Raw genomic sequence first — 15330 nt, 5'->3', positions numbered from 1 at the left:
GTATCGGATTGGTATGGATGGGTGGGTTCTCGTTCGTCACTTCGTGGCGACGCTCTTGAACCCGCGCAGGCGGAGGCTGTTGCCGACGACGAAGACGCTGGAGAACGCCATCGCCGCGCCTGCGAGCATGGGGTTGAGCATGCCCAGCGCTGCGACTGGGATCGCGGCGGTGTTATAGGCGAATGCCCAGAACAGGTTGGTCTTGATCGTCGAAAGTGTCTTCCGAGACAGACGGATCGCGTCGACCGCGGCCCGCAGGTCGCCGCGGACCAGGGTGATGTCGGAGGCCTCGATCGCGACGTCCGTGCCGGTGCCCATCGCCAGGCCCAGATCGGCCTGCGCGAGCGCGGGGGCGTCGTTGACGCCGTCGCCGACCATCGCGACGATCTTGCCCTCGCCCTGGAGACGGGTGACGACGTCGACCTTGTCCTTGGGCAGCACCTCGGCGATGACCTCCTCGATGCCGACCTCGGCGGCGATCTGGCGGGCCACGGCCTCATTGTCACCGGTGAGCAGCACCGGGGTCAGGCCGATCTCCTTGAGCCCGCGGATCGCCTCCGCGCTCGTGGGCTTGACGGTGTCGGCGACGACGAGGATGCCGCGCGCAGCACCGTCCCAGCCGATCGCGACGACCGTCTTGCCTTCACCCTCAGCTTGAGCCTTCGCCCGTGCGACCTCCGGAGAGAGCTTCTGTGACCAGTCGGCCAGCAGCGACTCGCGTCCGACGACGACCGGGGTGCCCTCGACGATGCCCTGCACGCCCTTGCCTTCAACATTGGCGAAGTCCTCGGGCGTGGGCAACTGGCCGACTTCCTGGGTGGCGCCCTTGGCGATCGCCTGCGCGATCGGGTGCTCCGAGGAGTCCTCCAACGCACCCGCGAAGCGCAGCAGCTCGGCACGGTCCACACCGGATTCGGTGATCACATCTGTCAGGGTCATCTTGCCGCTGGTGACGGTACCGGTCTTGTCGAGCACGACGGTATCGACCTTGCGGGTGGACTCCAGCACCTCTGGGCCCTTGATGAGGATGCCCATCTGCGCCCCGCGGCCGGTGCCGACCAGCAGCGCGGTCGGAGTCGCGAGTCCCAGCGCGCAGGGGCAGGCGATAACGAGCACGGCGACCGCTGCGGTGAACGCGGCGGCGACGGGGAATCCGGCTCCCAGCCAGGCGCCGAGGGTGATGAACGCGACGACGATGACGATCGGCACGAACACGCCGGAGATCGTGTCAGCCAGACGCTGCACCTCGGCCTTGCCAGTCTGCGCATCCTCGACGAGCTTCGCCATCTGCGCAAGCTGCGTGTCCGAACCGACACGGGTCGCCCGCACGACAAGGCGGCCGCCCGCGTTGACGGTGGCACCGGTGACCGAGTCGCCCTCGCGGACCTCGACCGGTACGGACTCGCCGGTGAGCATGGAGGCGTCCACCGCGGAGGAGCCGGAGACCACGATGCCGTCGGTGGCGATCTTCTCACCCGGACGAACGATGAACTCGTCGCCGACCTGGAGGTCAGAGGTGGGGATCTTCACCTCAACGCCGTCGCGGAGCACGGCGACTTCCTTCGCGCCGAGCTCCAGGAGGGCGCGCAGCGCGGCCCCGGCCTGGCGTTTGGAGCGCTTCTCGAAGTAGCGGCCGGCGAGGATGAACATCGTCACGCCCGCGCCAACTTCGAGATAGATGTTCGCCGCGCCATCCGAGGGAGCGATCGTGAACTCGAACGGGTGCGTCATCCCGGGTGTGCCAGCGGTTCCGAAGAATAGTGCGTAGACGGACCACAGCAGTGCGACCGAGGTGCCCATCGAGATGAGTGTGTCCATCGTCGCGGTACCGTGCTTGAGGTTCGTCCATGCGGCCTTATGGAACGGCCAGGCTGCCCAGATGATCACCGGGGCGGCAAGCGCGAGTGAGGCCCACTGCCAATATACGAACTGCAGTGCGGGGATCATGGCCATGGCGATCACGGGAACCGTGAGCACAATGGCGCCGACTAGCCGATGGCGCAGCGAGGTGAGCTCAGTGTCTTCCTCCTCCCCGGCCTCGGTCTCCGACGTGTTCGCCGTGGTGCCCTTGGGCTTGGGCAGCGCAGCCGTGTAGCCGGTCTTCTCGACCTCGGCGACCAGCAGGCCCGGATCGTAGCCGGCAGGCACGGTGACCTTGGCCTTCTCGGTGGCGTAGTTGACCGTGGCCGCGACGCCCTCGAGCTTGTTCAGCTTCTTCTCGATCCGGTTCGCACAGGAGGCGCAGGTCATCCCGCCGATCTCCAGCTCGATGTCCGGCCCACCGATGGGGGGCGCTAATGTACTCATCCTCTTCCTTCTCTCTTCATCTCTCGTGCGACGCCAGGCCCTGCGGGTCAGTGGCCGCCGGTATGCGAATCGTCTGTCTGCGAGCCGTCACCATGCTCGGCGTCGATCACGAACTCGGCGGTGTGCACCTGCCCATCGACCTGGAAGTCCAGGTAGAGCAGGTAACGGTCGGCGGTCGGGGCCTCCGCTGCGAATCCGATCTCGGGTCCGGCCGTGTCCCTGGCCTGGGGCTCGTCGCCCTCGGCGTGGACGTGCAAGTAGGCGAGGTCGCCTTCGCGCAGCGCCACCAGGTGGCCAAACGCGCCCAGGTAGGGCTCCAGCGTGGTCACCGGCTGACCGTCGCGCTCGACCGAGATGGTGAGCTCGCTTGAGGTGCCGGCGGTAAGGTCGCCATTCAGGGAGACGGTGTATCCGTCGACCTCGTCGGTGGTCTGTGACTCGGTCTCAACAGGGGCGAAGTCGCCCGCCACCTCGACGGCGCGAGTCAGGGTGATCCCTTCGGCTCCCTCGCCCTCGGGTGTGAAGTCGGCGTACACGCGGTAGGTGCCCGCCTCGTCCCAGGTCCACGGCACCGACCAAGTGCCTGTGCTCGTGTCAAGCTCGGGGTGCACGTGCTGGAAACCAGTACCATCGGTGCGAACGGCGATCAGATGCAGGTCCTTCTCGTGCGCGGTAGTGTACTCGGTCACCGCTTCGCCGGACTCGTCGAGGATCTGGAAACTCAGGTCTCCATCCTCGCCTGCAGCCGTGGGAGCCTGGACTGGGGAAAGTACGAAGCCGTCCGCGCTTGCGGAGACCCCGTTCAGAGTGGGCTCCGCAGTTTCTTGCGCAGCGCCGCCGTGTCCTTCACCGTGTGTGTTCACGTCACTTCCTTCTGCCCATGCTGCTACGAAGCTGTCAGGAATGACGGCGCCGGCAAGGCCGAAGGCCCCGCCGAACGCCACCACCAGCCCGGCCCCGTAGAGCGCAAGCCGTCCTCCGGCCTTCATCAGACACGCACCGCCGAGTAGCCGGCCTCCTCGACCGCCGCGAGGACCTTGGCATCGTCAATCTCGCCCTCGGCGGTGACGTTAAGCTTGCCGGTCTGCGCGCTGACCTGGATGTCCTGGACGCCGGGGATCTCACCGACTTCCTCGCGGACCGACATCTCGCAGTGCCCGCAGGTCATGCCCGTCACCTGGTAATTGTTCGAAGCCATTATGTATCCTCCTTGTGTCTCTGTAGTACCCCTACCGGGTACCTGTACAAGTCAACAGTATACCCCTGGCAGGTATTCCGCAAGAAGGGGGTGGTCGTATGAGCCACATCGCACGCGTGCTGCAGACGATGGCTGGAGCGTCCGACATGCGCCTCGTGGCGAAACGATGCTGCGGGGCGACCCGCTGGACGGTGTCGCTGCGCGTCGGAGAGTAGTGGTCCCGGTCTAATGAGAACCGTGGACTTCCTTGCCACGTCGGCGAAGGCAGTGACGACCGGTACGGGCCGGACACCACCAAACACCGATCAGTCGCTGGTGCTCATGGTACGAAGCCGGCCATGTCAACTGGATTCGCAGGCGTTCGAGATTGGTGAGTGGAACAGACGAATCCCAGCTGGAGTGCTCAGTTACGCCGGAGACAGTTAGCAGCCCCTGTGCAGGCATTAGTCAGGAAAAATAACCCCTCACAGGTTGCTGGCACTGACGCTTTTAAAAACAAAGGGTTCGGCGCACTCGTGCAGGCGGCCCGGGAGTCTCAGGAAGTCTTCGAAACCATCACGGCAGATCCAGGCAACCTCAATAAGTTCCTGGAGGTGCTAGCGCACATGATTGTCGCCGCCAAGGACGAGCAGCAGTCAAAGTAATCATCACGATAGGCACCCTGTATTAGTGATTACCGGTAGGGGTGCCCTCATCTAGTAGTTACGTGGCGAGAACGGATGATTACCGTAGGAGTTGCACTCTTAGTACTCTGAAGTGTTCGTATTCGATTGACTCAGAAATCATTAACGAGTTCTAGCCCTGCCTGAGGGGCGAGAGGCAGGGCTAGAACTTATACATAGTGGCCGTTCGGGGGGAAGCAGCCTATAACCATTGTGCGGAGCTTCGACAAAAGTCACAAGGGATTGTTCACTCCAGTGAGCATTGGCAGTGAGGAAGAAAGTACTGGGGTTTATCTATGTGGTTTCTCTTTAAAGGCTCTTTGGTTATCTGTAGTCCTGGAGGCTGTGGTGCTTGGAGTAGTCCTGGTTGCCTCGGTGACAACCAAGCCTTTGATTTGGACGGCAGTACACATGAGTACCGCTAACCCCTATGATCCATAGTCGATGTCTTGTATCTATGCAGGATACTCTGCGGTTTTAGCATTTGTTGCAATATATTTCAAACACTGTTACTGCAGGTAAAACATATCTTTATGTGTGTCTCGCACAAAATGACAGTCATGTGTTTTACAGTTGAGAGATACTAAAGACGAAAGAAGGCCACTCGGCGGCAACCAAGTGACCTTCGCTTATCACCCAGTAGTAGCTGGGGGAAAGCATGTGCATGATTCTATCTAATGATTCCTCTCCGGGCACTTTGACCGGTGCGCGTGTTGGTACGCCATCTAGAGTGCGCCAGGATTGCGCAGGTCTAGATGATACTCCGGCAAGTTAGCTTGACCGGGAAAAACTTCTCCAGCATCTTGGGCGTGATGCGCTACACGGTTCTATCAGCCGTGACTTTCAAAGTGCTTACCGTGTCGTGGTAGATGAAGAAACCGGTAAGAAGCGCAGCGTTCCGAGACTTTATCGCACTGATTCGGAGAAACTCGGTCGATGTGAATACGTCATGCTGACGAATAAGCAATATTCTGCGGTTATGGTTATTGATGTTGACCAGCCCGGAGAATCTGGAGGCCATCCAGTTCATCTCAATGCTTATGTTAAAAGCGTTATCTTCGCCCTTGTCCAGCGAGGCATTGGGCCAGCATGGGCCGGGATTAATCCGCTAAGTGGTAAAGCTCAGTTTATTTGGCTGATTGACCCGGTGTATACCGGCAAAAATAAGCATTCCAGCAATATGGAGCTGCTAAAAGCTACGAGCCAGGAGTTAGGCGCTCTTCTCGCACATGACCCGCACTTTGCGCACCGTTTTAGTCGTAGTCCTTTTTATACTGGTAAGTCAGTAGAGGCATATCGCTGGTATCACCAACACGATCGCGTCATTCGCCTCCAGGACTTTCTAAGGCAGGTGCGTGAGATGGCTGGACACCCTCAGTACGGTAAAAACATGCGTCAGCAATTTAGCTCTGGTCGTGAACTCATCAATGCAGTGAAGGCTCGTCGAGAAGAAGCCCAAGCCTTCAAAGCTCTTGCAGAAGATGTTGAAAACGAAATAGGCGCAGGACTTGATCAATATGACCCAGAACTGATCGACGGCGTCCGTGTCCTTTGGATTAGTCAAGGGTGCGCGGCCCGTGATGAAACGGCGTTCCGCCATGCTTTAAAGACCGGACACCGGCTCCGTGCTGCTGGACAACGCCTCACCGATGCGGCCATCATCGATGCCTATGAGCATGCGCTACAACACGCGCAGACGACACTCCTGGTGCAACCTTCTAGCCCCCGATGACTTCGAAGCACTCACATCAGCTACACTGACCCAAGCAGCATAGATAACCCCCGACGTGTCCACTTTCCGGGGGTCAGGCCCGAATATCGACTGGTGTGCTTCACAGCAGGTTAAAGAAAGCTGGTGTGATCGAAGTGCGGTCTAGACGCTCACGCTTGTCACCTGATGAACGTGCCCAGGCCGTGGAGCGAGTGCTTGCTGGTGAGAGCTGTCAGACAGTGGCTGATGCTGTTGGTGTGCATCCTTCTACTGTGTATGAGTGGATAAGGAAGCAGCGGTATGCGCAATTACGCCGGCAGCGACGCCGTCGAACGCCTGATGAGGCGGTGGTGTCTATGCCAGATACAGGAAAGAAGCTGGGTAAAGATTCTGTTATGCCAGCACCGATGAAAACTCAAGCCGTTGATGGATTTCTTAGCGGCGTATTCGACAAACACGCCTTAGTAGGGCGTGGTCGCAGGCTTACTGTTGAAGACCGTGTTGCTATTGAAGCGGGATGTCGTGTCGGTGATTCGGCACGAGCCATCGCGCAGAAAATAAATAGGCACCACAGTGTCGTCGCCCGTGAAATCACCCGTAATGGTTGGAAGATCGTCGATGAGGACAGCACAGAGCAGCTGCGATATAACGCCCACAACGCTGCTGTTTCTACTGCTGGTCGGATGGTGCGGCCAAAACTACGCAAGCTCGATGAAAGCCCAACGCTTCGGGGTGTAGTGGTCGATTGCCTTGCCCGCAGGTGGTCACCTGGGCGCATTAGTGCATGGCTTGAGCATGCTTTCAGCGATGATGAAAGCATGCGTATTTCCCACGAAGCGATCTACAGTGCCTTATACATTCAAGGCAAAGGCAGCCTGCGAGCCGAGCTTGAAGCAGTCATGAAGACTAAAGACGTACTTATCCGCGGCGGCGCAACACGCAAGCGTCGTGCCCGAAACGCAGGCGTGTTAACCGGTCGCCCTTGGATCAAAGGTGCTGAGATCACCCACCGCAGCCCGGAAGCTGATGACAGGGCTATCCCCGGGCACTGGGAGGGCGACCTTGTCATTGGTAAAGGTGGCAAAAGCGCGCTGATTACCCTAGTAGAGCGCACCAGCCGTTACACCCTGCTTGGACACCTTCCCGATGAGCACAGTTCACACACCGTGGTCGCAACCCTGCAGGACATGGTCAAAGACCTCAACACCGAGCAGCTAAAGACCATCACATGGGACCAAGGCGCAGAAATGGCTGTCACAGCACAAGTCCAGATTAAAGACGGCTGCCAGGTGTTTTTCTGTGAACCGCACTCACCGTGGCAGAGACCAACCAACGAGAACACCAACGGCGAGAACAGGCGCAGGTTCTACAAAAAGGGCACCGACTTTGCCACCGTCACACCCGAACATGTCGCGTGGGTGCAAAATGAGCTCAACGAAACACCCCGACAAATCCTCGGCGGCGCAACCCCACGTGAAATACTCAACGAACTATTCAAGCGTGGCGCATCCACCGCTTGATTCCGCCCTGCGAGTATGCACATCCAGGTCTGCACATTTAGAACCTGCTGAACCCAGTCCAACGTGGCCAGGCCCAGGCCCGTCCAACAAAGTTTTGGTGCACGCAGCTGGGCCACGTCTGTCGGTCCTGGAGAAAAGTTGTTCTGTTCGGCTTCCTCGGCAGGGTCAGTTACAGTTACGGCTGTGGCGACTGGAGAAATTAGCGCAGACCGTCAAAGTTGGGGGCGTTGCGTTTGAGCGACACGTTTGACCTTTGGGAACTTCCCTATGAGGGGAAGACTGTCTACGTCCTGTTTTGCAGCACGGGCGATCGTTTCTGCTTTAACAGATTTAGACGACACTTTAAGCCTTTCTACTTCGGGCGAGATTCGGTCGCGGGTTGCACAGTGTTCCATACCCCGTGGATTGATGGATAAGGTGCCGGCTGCATGTCTTATACGTGAGGGGCAGGTCGTTTCGCGCGTGAAGGACGTTGATCATTCGTTGGTCTTCAGGGAGAACGCGGCGTCAGGGTGGGAAGAGGACGGCCTGAGCCACTTCTTCGCGGGCAAGACTGTAGATGTCCTTGAGCCCGGTAGTCGTGCGGCGCGGGTAAGACTCCGTGATGGCTTTAAGCGGATCGACTTTCTTCCTGTTGGCAACGAGTCAGTACGGCAGAGGCGCGTTGAATTAGCCACACATCCCCATCGCGCGGGCGCGTGGGAAGTCAGCAGGAAGTTCGCATTGGCGGCGCTGTCCTTCGTTCTTTTGTTTTTCGGGCCGGCGATTCGTGACCGCCTAGAACCAGTGATTGACCCCGTGGCTAAGCGTGTTCCGGACATGCATAGCCGGGGTGAGTTCTACGGCATGGTGTTTGAGTTCTTCCAGATTGACCATGTGATTGATTTCGTGGCGTCTCTGTTCAGTTCGATTGGCGCTGTCGTCATTCCGCTCGCAGGCTTGGTGGTGGCCTACGTTGCCGGCTGGAAGGGCGCGCGGGACACGGGCACCTGGTGGGAGGCGGCCGGGCGTGCCCTTGGAAATGAAAGCGAGCTTCCGGCCTTCGAAAGGTGAGACGAAGCCCTTAACGGTGGTTAAAGGTTCCTAATTACGGGCTCAAAAAATGGTGGGATTCAAGTGGTAGTTGAGAGGAGAATTCTCGGGGCCGTCCTGTTAAAGGATCGACAAAGGAAATGCGTGTTGCCGTCAGATGCATGGGAATTCGCATGTCCTCGGCTTCTGCCGGGTAGATGACGGGGTAGATGGGGTCCCCAATAATGGGTATGCCAGCCTGAAGCATGTGCAATCGGAGTTGATGCGTCTTTCCGGTCTGCGGCTTCAAGGTGTACTTCGCGAGCTCTGGTAGTGAACCGTGGATGGACTCGTAGGGGACCTTATCTACGGGCACCACGCCGGCGACCTCGGTGATGGCATTGACTTCCCCGTCGACGATGCGGCCTTGCAATTCCCCCGGGGTCTTCTCCATACGGGAGCGCCAGATGGTGCCTGGGGAGACGTCGGCAAGCGGCGCGATGGCCTCGTAGGTCTTGTTTACGCGGCGCTCGGCAAACAACGTTTGGTAGGCGCCCCGGACGGAGCGGTCCTTCGTAAAGACGAGGATGCCGGAGGTAAGCCGGTCGAGACGATGCGCGGGAGATAGCTCGTTGTTTCCGGTCATCCGGCGCAGGCGAACGGTTGCAGTCTCTGTGATGTGCCGGGCGCGGGGCATGGTGGCCATGAAGGGCGGTTTGTCGACGACCAGGAGGTGCTCGTCCTCAAAAAGGATTGGTATGTCGTATGGGACGGGAGTTTCGGGAGCCGGCATGCGGTAGAAGTAAACCACCGCGTTGGTGGCGAGGATGCTATCAGGGCGAAGAGGGGATCCATCTTGGCGCACAACTTCGTCTGCGTCGAAGCGGGCCTGTAGTGCGGCCTCGTTGTCGTCGGGGTGACGGTGGCGCTGAGTGGCGATGAGGTGGTGAACGAAGTTCCACGCGGTAGCCGGACCTTCAGGCACGCGGGCGTGGGTGGGGTTTAGCCCATCACGGATAGGAAGTGGTGTTGCGCCACGCCTTTTTTGCGATATTCTTTGACCCATGGATTTTAACTCTATTCTCGCACCCGTCATCGATTTCTTCTCTAATGGTATCGGTGCCGTCATTCGTGACATTGTCTTGGCCGCCTACAACATCCTCTTCCCTGCGAACGCGGACGCTGCTACCACCCCACAGGTCTAGTAATAGGTATTAGACTGGAAGTGTAAGCACTTCGAAAGGAAAGGTCATGGCAAAGGAAGACATTGTCGTCGTAGCCGTTGATGGTTCGGAAGCGTCGAAGAACGCCGTCCGCTGGGCTGCTAATACCGCGGTAAAGCGGGGTATCCCGCTGCGTATCGCATCGAGCTATACGATGCCGCAGTTCCTCTACGCCGAAGGCATGGTTCCGCCGAAGGAGCTTTTTGATGACCTCCAGGCGGAAACCCTAGAGAAGATCGAGGATGCCCGCGCCGAGGCCCACAAGGTTGCCCCGGATCTGAAGATTGGCCACACCGTGGCTGAGGGCTCCCCGATTGACATGCTGCTGGAGATGTCCAAGGACGTCACCATGATTGTCATGGGCTCCCGCGGTATGGGTGGTCTCTCCGGCATGGTGATGGGCTCGGTGTCCGCATCCGTCGTCTCCCACGCATCCTGCCCGGTGGTTGTAGTCCGTGAAGATAACCACGTCACTGAGTCCACCAAGTACGGTCCGGTTGTCATCGGCGTCGATGGTTCCGAGGTTTCCCAGAAGGCAACCGATTACGCCTTCAAGGAAGCCGATGCCCGCGGCGCGGAGCTCATTGCCGTTCACACCTGGATGGATATGCAGGTGCAGGCTTCTCTGGCCGGCCTCTCCGCTGCGCAGGCCGAGTGGGCTGAGGTGGAGAAGGAGCAAGCAGAGCTGCTGACCGAGCGCCTCGCTGAGTTCCAAGAAAAGTACCCGGAGGTACAGGTCAAGAAGGTTATTGCCCGCGACCGTCCGGTTCGCGCGCTGGCAGAGGCTTCTGAGGGCGCCCAGCTTCTCGTCGTGGGTTCCCACGGCCGTGGTGGCTTCAAGGGCATGCTGCTTGGATCGACCTCCCGCGCGCTACTGCAGTCCGCACCGTGCCCGATGATGGTGGTTCGTCCGGACTCCGAGTAACCTTCGCATAACCCCGTAATAACGATTCGGGCCCATTTATTGGATATATGGTGGGCCCGGGTCGTTTTGGTGTTTTAAGGCGTACGGTGGGGAGCACGTAAATAAAAGCTATTTACTGTTATGAGAAGGAGAGAGTGACATGGGACTTGGTCTCGGTTTCTTTGGTTCGATTGTTGTCGGCATCATTGCGGGTTGGCTCGCAGAGAAGATTATGAAGCGCGATCAGGGGCTGTTCACTAACCTCATTGTTGGTGTTATCGGCGGCTTGATTGGTGGCGGCTTGCTTGCGCTCTTTAATAAGAGTGTTGGTGATAGCTGGTTCCTGATGATTATTACGGCAACGGTCGGCGCCTGTATCCTGCTGTGGATTGTGGGAGCCATTACGGGCCGCAAGAAATAATAATTCGCATACATACCGGTTTGTCTATATTGTGTAGATGAACCGGTTTTGTCATGTGAGGAGAAGAAATGGCCGAAAAGAAGTCGCGACGCAATCGTCCGAGTCCGCGCAGCCGACTGCTCGAATCCGCCACGCGGCTCTTTACCACCGAAGGAATCCGCGTGATCGGCATCGACCGCATCCTGCGTGAGGCGGACGTCGCTAAGGCATCGCTGTACTCCCTCTTCGGCTCTAAGGACGCCCTCGTTATCGCGTACGTTGAGGCCCTCGATGAGGAATATCGCGCCGATTGGCAAAAGCGCACCGAGGACGCGACAGACCCGGAAAGCAAGATTCTGGCCTTCTTCGACAAGGCCATCGAGGAGCAGCCCTCCATGGAATTCCGGGGCTCGCACTTCCTCAACGCTGCGGGCGAGTATCCGCGGCCAGAAACTGATGCCGAGCGCGGCATCGTGGCCGCCTGCGTCGAGCACCGCACGTGGATGCATTCCACGGTCACAGCACTTCTCAACACCAAGAATGGCTACCCTTCAGAGGAGCAGGCGAGCGAAATTCTCATCTTCCTTGATGGCGGGCTTGCCGGCGCGCGCCTTACCCGCGACGTCGCCCCGCTCGTAACAGCCAAGCAGCTGGCTATTCGGCTTCTGTCGGCTCCTCCTGCCGACTATTCGATTTAACAATCTTTCGCGCCTCCGCCACGATTTCCGAGTGCCGCTTGCGGCTAGCGGCGAGCTCTTCCTTGTGCCCCGGATCCTCTTTGAGCCGCTGCTTAGCCGCTTTCTTTTCCCGCTTCTTCTCCTTGGTGCGCCAGCGCTGTATGCTAGCGCGGCGCTGCTCGTGGACGGCCTCTGGCAGCGGGTAGCGCTTGCGCAGAATGATTTCGTACACGCCCGTCTGTAGCAGGGTGAAGAGGTAGGAACAACCCCAGTAGAAGATGATGGTCACGGGGATGGGGCCGTGCCAGGCCACCATCCACAGCATCCACGGGATAAGAACCACCATGAGGGCCATAAACCACAGCAAGCGGCGAGGGATCTTCTCGTCGAAAAGCGTGGTGAGGTAGCCGCGGTAGAGCGTAATGAGCGTGTTGAGGGAGGTAAACACGAGTGCCGCGATGAGCATTGGCAGGACCAAGTCACGGTGCTCGCGGGCGAAATCGGTGAGGGGAACGCCGAAGACGGTGGAAGCGCGGAAAGAGGAGACGTCGTCTAGCGTGAGCATCCCCACCGGCTCATGCGTGGAGCCAGAAACCCGGAGCACCACCTGGTAGAGGCCAATAAAGGCGGGAATGATGAGGAAGGCTGGGAAGCAACCCACCAGCGGGTTGTGTTGAAAGCGCTTCTTGAGATCGCGCTGCTGCGTAAGGACGGCGACGGCCTCATCGACGGTGTCGGCCCGAGCGAGCTGCGCGTTGAGCTCGGTCATCTCTGGGCGCATGAGGGCTCCGATGCGGCCTTGCTTCACGGAAAGCCAGTTCAGCGGAGCAATGAGCCCGCGGACCGTCAGCACGAGGAAGACGATGGTGAGGATCCATGCCATGGAGCCGCTGAAGAAAGCGCCTAACAGGAGGTGCCAGAGTTTCATGATTCCGGAGACCGGATACATGAAAATTTCGATCATCGCCTACTCCTCTTTCTGCAGGGTGGTGGGGCACTTACACGTTACAGGGAGGCTAGGGTAGTGAGTATGCCCCACCCCACCGCACGCACGCGAACGACCGTCGGCTCCGTCATCGGTGAGCTGATGCTGACGGCCGGCGTGCTGCTGCTGCTCTTTGCTTTTTATGAGTCCTACTGGACCAACATCGCCTCCGGCAAGCTACAGGACGAAGCCAACGAGACGCTACAGGAGGAGTGGCACAATCCACGCGGCGCTGGCCATGCCCCGCAGCTCGGTGAGGCATTTGCACGCCTCTATATCCCTGCCTTCGGCTCGGACTTCGCCTTCGCGGTCTTGGAGGGCACCAACGAGGATGATTTGCTGCGCGGACCGGGGCGCTACACCGACACGCAGATGCCCGGTGAGCCGGGCAACTTTGCGGTGGCCGGACACCGCGTGGGCAAGGGCGCGCCCTTTAATGACTTGGGTAACCTGCACACCTGCGACGCCATCGTCATCGAAACTGCGACGGAGTGGATCACCTACCGCGTGCTGCCTATCGACGGTTCCCCGGGGGAGTGCTTCAGCCCAGAGCAGCAAGCCAAGCCGGAGTACCAGCCGGTTCAAGGCCGCCACATCACGCTGCCGGGCGATGTGAGCGTGCTCCAACCTGTTCCCGGAGCGGAGGGCGTTGAGCCCAGCGAATCCTTGCTTACACTCACGACGTGCCATCCGCAGTTCTCCAATGCGGAACGCATGATCGTGCACGCCATGGAGACCGACCGGGAGGCTAAGAAGCCCGGCTCAGATGACAATGACCGCCCCGCCGTCTTGGAGGAGAACTAATGTATCGCGCACTGTGGAACCTGTTGCCCGGCCCCACCGCGGTAAAAGCCGTGCTGGCGTTGGCTCTTGCCGTGGGGGTTTTCTTCCTGCTCATGGAGGTTGTGTTCCCCTGGGTAGCAGCGCAGATGCCCTATAACGACGTCGCCGTTTAGACCATTAAATGCTTAGGCCTTATACGTTTAGGCCTTATAGGCCTAAACGCTTGATCGCTTCCTGCGCTATGAGCTGGGGCTTGAGAGTCTGCAGCTGGTTTGACCACACTACCACCGCGTGGTTGTCCTTCTGGACTGCAAAGACCGAGTGATCCTCAAAGACGCCGCGCCCGCCCGACCAGCCATCGAATTCGGCGAGTTCCGTGTCCTTGACAGGGGCGGCCCAGTCCACGACCGCGCGCGCTTCCTCCACGCTGGGCATCTGGCGGATGAGGACGGTGGCTTGTGGGTCCTCGGGGTAGGACCAGAACACACAGGCGGGGGTGCCAAAGCGCTTGTCGACGCCCCACCGGGTCATCCTCTGCCCGTTCGTATCGGCCACCCATTGGGTATCCAGATAGGGGCAGTCTTCCCAGTCGCTGACCTCCGCCGTGGCGTCGATGGGCAGGCCATCGCCTGCGTCGGTGGGTGGCGCAGGGCTTGCGGCCGGGGTGCTGGGGGTGGGGTCGTCTGCATCCGAGCACCCCGCGGCGGCGAAGCCGATGCCGATCAGGCAGGCGGCAAGCGGGGGAAGTAGGCTGTGGCGCATGACGTCCACACTAGACCAGCGCTCGGTTGAATCGGATGCCCTGCGCAACGGTATCCACGTCCTGACGGCGACGCTGCTGGTGGTGGCGATTTTTACCACGGTGCGCCTACCTCTGTGGCAGGGCGTGCTCAACCTGCTGCTCTTGGTGTCCTTCGCTGTGGTGTACTTCGGCGGCTCAGCTTACTTGGAGACGCTGCCGCGCATCGCGCGTTATGGCTGGATAGTCATCCTCACGGTGTTGTGGCTCGCTGACTTGGCTGTGGCGCCTGCGGCCATCTACCTCGTGTTTTCCCTGTACTTTGTGTACCTCTACGTACTGGAGATGATCCCCGGCGTCATCTGCGTTATCGCGGCCACGGTGATGACCGTGCTGGTGCAGGTACCGGGCGGGCTGTCCTTCGGCGGCGTCATGGGCCCAGCGGTATCGGCCCTGGTGACGATCGCTATCACCTATGCTTTCCGGGCGCTGAGCCGTATGAACCAAGAATTGGTGAAGACCCGTTCCCAGCTGGTGGAGTCCGAGCGCACGGCCGGCATGACAGCCGAGCGCCAGCGCATCGCCCACGAAATCCACGACACTCTGGCACAGGGCCTGTCCTCCATCCAGATGCTTCTGCACGCCGCTGACCGCGACCTGGCCCAGGAGAATATCCCTAAGGCACAGGAGCGCATTGAGCTCGCCCGGCGCACCGCGGCGGATAACCTCCACGAGGCGCGTGCCATGATCGCAGCACTACAGCCGGCGGTGTTATCAGAAACCTCCCTGGAGTCAGCTATGACCAGGATGGCGGATAACTTCGCGGCAACCGGTGGGGTTGATGTTTCCGTGGACGTTGAGGGCGATGTCCAGCAACTTCCCATGAAGGTGGAAGCAGCACTGTTGCGGATTGCGCAGGGGGCGATGGGGAACGTCGTCAAGCATGCCCACGCCAGCAAGGCACGGGTGACGGTAACCTATGCGCCGGATGAGGTGCGCGTGGACGTGGTGGACAATGGAGACGGCTTTGATGTCGAGGCAGTGGAGAATAAGCCGGCGGGCTTGGGGCATATTGGTCTATCGGCGATGCGCAGGCGTGCCGAGGAACTTGGTGGAGAGGTCGTGATTGAATCCACACCAGGCAGCGGTACGGCGGTCTCAGTTAGTGTGCCCTTACATAACGATGTAGATTAGGAATTTGTCCACACCG

At 59.6% G+C, this 15330-nt stretch carries 15 protein-coding genes and 3 pseudogenes; 12 read left to right on the top strand and 6 right to left on the bottom strand.

Translation table 11 applies throughout. From position 1 onward, the window contains the following. Positions 1-36: 36 nt before the first annotated feature. From QKE52_RS05715 to QKE52_RS05705, 3 genes are read right to left on the bottom strand one after another with little or no spacing between them, the layout of a single operon-like run. A complete protein-coding gene (locus QKE52_RS05715) occupies positions 37-2307 on the bottom strand; it encodes a heavy metal translocating P-type ATPase (protein ID WP_070478511.1) in 2271 nt (756 codons plus the stop codon). A gap of 47 nt (positions 2308-2354) precedes the next feature. Then, positions 2355-3296 (bottom strand): hypothetical protein, encoded by a 942-nt coding sequence (locus tag QKE52_RS05710; RefSeq protein WP_070478510.1) that lies wholly within the window; start codon positions 3294-3296, stop codon positions 2355-2357. Further along, entirely contained in the window at positions 3296-3505 is a 210-nt protein-coding gene (locus tag QKE52_RS05705; RefSeq protein ID WP_070478508.1) for a heavy-metal-associated domain-containing protein, read from the bottom strand. Before QKE52_RS05705 ends, QKE52_RS05710 begins: the two co-directional genes overlap by 1 nt. A gap of 515 nt (positions 3506-4020) precedes the next feature. Here QKE52_RS05705 and QKE52_RS05700 point away from each other — a divergent pair. The 5 genes and pseudogenes from QKE52_RS05700 (at position 4021) to QKE52_RS05680 (ending at position 8451) form a co-directional block, all read left to right on the top strand. Beyond that, complete coding sequence (locus QKE52_RS05700) at positions 4021-4149, top strand: hypothetical protein (RefSeq protein ID WP_255510501.1); 129 nt, start codon at positions 4021-4023, stop codon at positions 4147-4149. 880 nt (positions 4150-5029) lie between these two features. Next, positions 5030-5500: pseudogene (locus QKE52_RS05695) on the top strand (replication initiation protein); the annotation flags it as partial. Between the two features lie 494 nt (positions 5501-5994). Then, positions 5995-6159: pseudogene (locus QKE52_RS05690) on the top strand (helix-turn-helix domain-containing protein); the annotation flags it as partial. A gap of 19 nt (positions 6160-6178) precedes the next feature. Then, positions 6179-7398 (top strand): annotated as a pseudogene (locus tag QKE52_RS05685) (IS30 family transposase). A gap of 462 nt (positions 7399-7860) precedes the next feature. Beyond that, positions 7861-8451, top strand: a complete 591-nt coding sequence (locus QKE52_RS05680; protein WP_246824492.1) for a hypothetical protein — start codon at positions 7861-7863, stop codon at positions 8449-8451. Between the two features lie 34 nt (positions 8452-8485). Here QKE52_RS05680 and QKE52_RS05675 read toward each other — a convergent pair whose 3' ends face one another. Next, positions 8486-9538 carry a pseudouridine synthase gene (locus QKE52_RS05675; RefSeq protein WP_347948371.1) on the bottom strand — a complete coding sequence of 351 codons (1053 nt, stop codon included), beginning with the start codon at positions 9536-9538 and terminating at the stop codon, positions 8486-8488. On the opposite strand from QKE52_RS05675, the gene QKE52_RS05670 reads away from it, so the two are divergent. From QKE52_RS05670 to QKE52_RS05655, 4 genes are all read left to right on the top strand, one after another. After that, complete coding sequence (locus tag QKE52_RS05670; protein WP_180963912.1) at positions 9474-9614, top strand: hypothetical protein; 141 nt, start codon at positions 9474-9476, stop codon at positions 9612-9614. The genes QKE52_RS05675 and QKE52_RS05670 overlap by 65 nt on opposite strands. Before the next feature lie 46 nt (positions 9615-9660). Beyond that, complete coding sequence (locus QKE52_RS05665) at positions 9661-10557, top strand: universal stress protein (protein WP_046647652.1); 897 nt, start codon at positions 9661-9663, stop codon at positions 10555-10557. Between the two features lie 139 nt (positions 10558-10696). After that, positions 10697-10957 (top strand): GlsB/YeaQ/YmgE family stress response membrane protein, encoded by a 261-nt coding sequence (locus tag QKE52_RS05660; protein WP_010188457.1) that lies wholly within the window; start codon positions 10697-10699, stop codon positions 10955-10957. A gap of 68 nt (positions 10958-11025) precedes the next feature. Then, the gene (locus QKE52_RS05655; RefSeq protein ID WP_046647650.1) at positions 11026-11634 is read left to right on the top strand and encodes a TetR/AcrR family transcriptional regulator; all 609 of its coding nucleotides are present in this window, start codon (positions 11026-11028) and stop codon (positions 11632-11634) included. On the opposite strand, the gene yidC is transcribed toward QKE52_RS05655, so the two are convergent. Further along, the gene (gene yidC, locus QKE52_RS05650; RefSeq protein ID WP_070517768.1) at positions 11591-12577 is read right to left on the bottom strand and encodes a membrane protein insertase YidC; all 987 of its coding nucleotides are present in this window, start codon (positions 12575-12577) and stop codon (positions 11591-11593) included. The two genes, QKE52_RS05655 and yidC, sit on opposite strands and share 44 nt — an antisense overlap. Before the next feature lie 66 nt (positions 12578-12643). On the opposite strand from yidC, the gene QKE52_RS05645 reads away from it, so the two are divergent. Together QKE52_RS05645 and QKE52_RS05640 are read left to right on the top strand one after the other, a co-directional pair. After that, the gene (locus QKE52_RS05645) at positions 12644-13402 is read left to right on the top strand and encodes a class E sortase (RefSeq protein ID WP_070702273.1); all 759 of its coding nucleotides are present in this window, start codon (positions 12644-12646) and stop codon (positions 13400-13402) included. Beyond that, positions 13402-13554: a hypothetical protein gene (locus QKE52_RS05640; RefSeq protein WP_168166775.1), complete on the top strand. Its 153-nt coding sequence runs from the start codon at positions 13402-13404 to the stop codon at positions 13552-13554. The genes QKE52_RS05645 and QKE52_RS05640 overlap by 1 nt, the downstream gene beginning before the upstream one ends. Before the next feature lie 34 nt (positions 13555-13588). On the opposite strand, the gene QKE52_RS05635 is transcribed toward QKE52_RS05640, so the two are convergent. Continuing rightward, on the bottom strand, positions 13589-14143 hold the full coding sequence (locus QKE52_RS05635; protein WP_347948370.1) for a DUF2020 domain-containing protein: 555 nt from the start codon (positions 14141-14143) through the stop codon (positions 13589-13591). Here QKE52_RS05635 and QKE52_RS05630 point away from each other — a divergent pair. After that, complete coding sequence (locus tag QKE52_RS05630; RefSeq protein ID WP_347948369.1) at positions 14142-15314, top strand: sensor histidine kinase; 1173 nt, start codon at positions 14142-14144, stop codon at positions 15312-15314. The genes QKE52_RS05635 and QKE52_RS05630 overlap by 2 nt on opposite strands. Positions 15315-15330 lie beyond the last annotated feature (16 nt).

The organism is Corynebacterium sp. c25Ua_47 (genome assembly GCF_039907205.1).
Lineage (GTDB): Bacteria > Actinomycetota > Actinomycetes > Mycobacteriales > Mycobacteriaceae > Corynebacterium > Corynebacterium hiratae.
Note: the sequence above shows the minus strand (reverse complement) of the source record. Positions and strands in the feature narration are given on the sequence as shown.

Bases quoted from the DNA above. Each gene is read 5' to 3' on its own strand.
- QKE52_RS05715 (WP_070478511.1), bottom strand. From the start codon at position 2,307: ATGAGTACATTAGCGCCCCCCATCGGTGGGCCGGACATCGAGCTGGAG.
- QKE52_RS05710 (WP_070478510.1), bottom strand. From the start codon at position 3,296: ATGAAGGCCGGAGGACGGCTTGCGCTCTACGGGGCCGGGCTGGTGGTG.
- QKE52_RS05705 (WP_070478508.1), bottom strand. From the start codon at position 3,505: ATGGCTTCGAACAATTACCAGGTGACGGGCATGACCTGCGGGCACTGC.
- QKE52_RS05670 (WP_180963912.1), top strand. From the start codon at position 9,474: ATGGATTTTAACTCTATTCTCGCACCCGTCATCGATTTCTTCTCTAAT.
- QKE52_RS05675 (WP_347948371.1), bottom strand. From the start codon at position 9,538: ATGACGGCACCGATACCATTAGAGAAGAAATCGATGACGGGTGCGAGA.
- QKE52_RS05665 (WP_046647652.1), top strand. From the start codon at position 9,661: ATGGCAAAGGAAGACATTGTCGTCGTAGCCGTTGATGGTTCGGAAGCG.
- QKE52_RS05660 (WP_010188457.1), top strand. From the start codon at position 10,697: ATGGGACTTGGTCTCGGTTTCTTTGGTTCGATTGTTGTCGGCATCATT.
- QKE52_RS05655 (WP_046647650.1), top strand. From the start codon at position 11,026: ATGGCCGAAAAGAAGTCGCGACGCAATCGTCCGAGTCCGCGCAGCCGA.
- yidC (WP_070517768.1), bottom strand. From the start codon at position 12,577: ATGATCGAAATTTTCATGTATCCGGTCTCCGGAATCATGAAACTCTGG.
- QKE52_RS05645 (WP_070702273.1), top strand. From the start codon at position 12,644: ATGCCCCACCCCACCGCACGCACGCGAACGACCGTCGGCTCCGTCATC.
- QKE52_RS05640 (WP_168166775.1), top strand. From the start codon at position 13,402: ATGTATCGCGCACTGTGGAACCTGTTGCCCGGCCCCACCGCGGTAAAA.
- QKE52_RS05630 (WP_347948369.1), top strand. From the start codon at position 14,142: ATGACGTCCACACTAGACCAGCGCTCGGTTGAATCGGATGCCCTGCGC.
- QKE52_RS05635 (WP_347948370.1), bottom strand. From the start codon at position 14,143: ATGCGCCACAGCCTACTTCCCCCGCTTGCCGCCTGCCTGATCGGCATC.